1 protein-coding gene and 1 pseudogene are annotated in these 1,851 nt (G+C 54.0%); both read left to right on the top strand.

Annotated elements, in window-relative coordinates; all coding sequences use genetic code 11:
- Nucleotides 1–355: 355 nt before the first annotated feature.
- Nucleotides 356–1,132 carry an ExeA family protein gene (locus AC2FND_RS20150; protein ID WP_496771474.1) on the top strand — a complete coding sequence of 259 codons (777 nt, stop codon included), beginning with the start codon at nt 356–358 and terminating at the stop codon, nt 1,130–1,132.
- A gap of 1 nt (nt 1,133) precedes the next feature.
- Nucleotides 1,134–1,851, top strand: a pseudogene (locus AC2FND_RS20145) (GumC family protein); the annotation flags it as partial.

Raw genomic sequence — 1,851 nt, 5'->3', positions numbered from 1 at the left:
TGCCAAGGCGCCATCGACGGACCTTTTCCAAAGGCGTAGATGGAAACAATTGTGAGAAATAATTCTGATTGAAGGGGGTCGCAGGTCAATTCACCGCGTGTGCAGTTTAGTGGTGCCTGCTATCTTGATTTTGTGGCAAAGTAGTACCCAAGTACTTTTTGTTTATGTGACGTGTTCTTTATGTAAGGGATTTCTGGTGGTTCAGAGTTTAAGTTTGGATAATCTCCAGGGGGCCGGTACGAGGTTTGACAAGGCGGAAGGCAGCCGAGGTGCAATGGCGTCCAGTGACGGGTTTTATCTAGACTATTTCGGGCTCGATCGGCGGCCCTTCACACTGCTTCCGGACCCCGGATTCATGTACTGGTCACCGCTGCACAAGCGTGGGTATTCGGTGCTGCAGTTCGGCATCATGAGCTGCGCACCCATTACAGTGCTGACAGGCGAGATCGGGGCCGGGAAAACAACCCTGGTGCAGCATCTTCTGAGTGAAATGGAAGAGTCGATCACCGTTGGGCTGATCTCGAATGCGCAGGGTGGTCGCGGAGAGCTGCTGCAATGGGTTCTGCATGCGTTGGGCCTGCCAATTAACAACGACGCCCCCTATGTTCAGCTGTTCCGGGATCTGCAGGATTTTCTGGTCGCGGAATATGCCGAAGGGCGGCGGGTGGTCCTGATCTTTGACGAAGCGCAGAACCTGACAGTTGAAGGTCTGGAAGAAATCCGTATGCTGACCAATATCAACTCGAACACGGACGAACTGATCCAGCTTGTTCTGGTTGGCCAACCTGAATTGCGCGACATGGTTCTGGACCCCAAGATGCGCCAGCTGACGCAGCGCGTGGCCGCAAGTTTTCACCTGGAACGGATGGATGAGTCGTCCGTCGAAGCCTATATCAGGCATAGAATGAAAACGGCCGGCGGGTCCGGTGGCGAGTTTACAGAAGACGCCTGCAAGGTGATTTTTCAGCAGACCCGCGGTGTGCCGCGCCTGGTCAATCAGTTCTGCGACTTTGCCCTGCTTTATGCCTGGACGAACGAGGTAGAGAACGTCAATGAAGATGTAGTCAAGCAGGTGATCGATGACGGTGTCTTCTTTGGTGGCAACTCACTTGAGAAGGAGCTGACGGTCTGAGATGGGTCCTGTACGCTACTATTTCTCCATTTTCCTAAGACGGTTTCCGTATTTTCTGATCGTCGCTCTGGTCGTGTCCGTGGCCTCGTTCATTGTCGCCAGAACATTGCCAGCCACATATGTTTCGACAATGCGCCTGATCGTTGAATCGCCTCAGATTCCGGGCAGTCTGGCGGCCAGTACTGTCACCACACCTGCGGCGGAACAGCTTCAGATTATCGAACAGCGCCTTCTGACCCGTCCGGTCCTTCTGGAGATCGCACGTGAGCTTCAGGTGCTGCCTAACCAGGATGAGGTAAGCCCTGACCAAATTGTCAAAGCCATGCGCAAGAACACCTCGATCTGGACTTCCGGTGGTCTCAATCAAGCTAACCTGATGACAATCAGTTTCGAGGCGCGGACCGGCCCGATTGCGGCTGGCGTCCTGAATGCGTATTTGACGGAGATCCAGAAGCTGGATGTCGCGTACCGCAAGGAACGCGCGACCGATACGTTGGCCTTCTTCCAGCTGGAAGTCGACCGCCTCAACGACGAGCTGAGCAAACGCAGCGCCCGCATTCTTGAGTTTAAGAATGACAACTCCGATGCGCTCCCCGACAGTCTGCAGTTCAGATTGGCGCAACAAGGGGCGTTGCAAACCAATCTTGAACAGACGGACCAGCAGATATTTTCCCTCAAAGCTCAGCGGGAAAAACTTGTAAGGGTGTTCAGTTCGACAG

The organism is Ruegeria sp. BHSB056 (assembly GCF_059613305.1).
Note: the sequence above shows the minus strand (reverse complement) of the source record. Positions and strands in the feature narration are given on the sequence as shown.

Bases quoted from the DNA above. Each gene is read 5' to 3' on its own strand.
- AC2FND_RS20150 (WP_496771474.1), top strand. From the start codon at position 356: ATGTACTGGTCACCGCTGCACAAGCGTGGGTATTCGGTGCTGCAGTTC.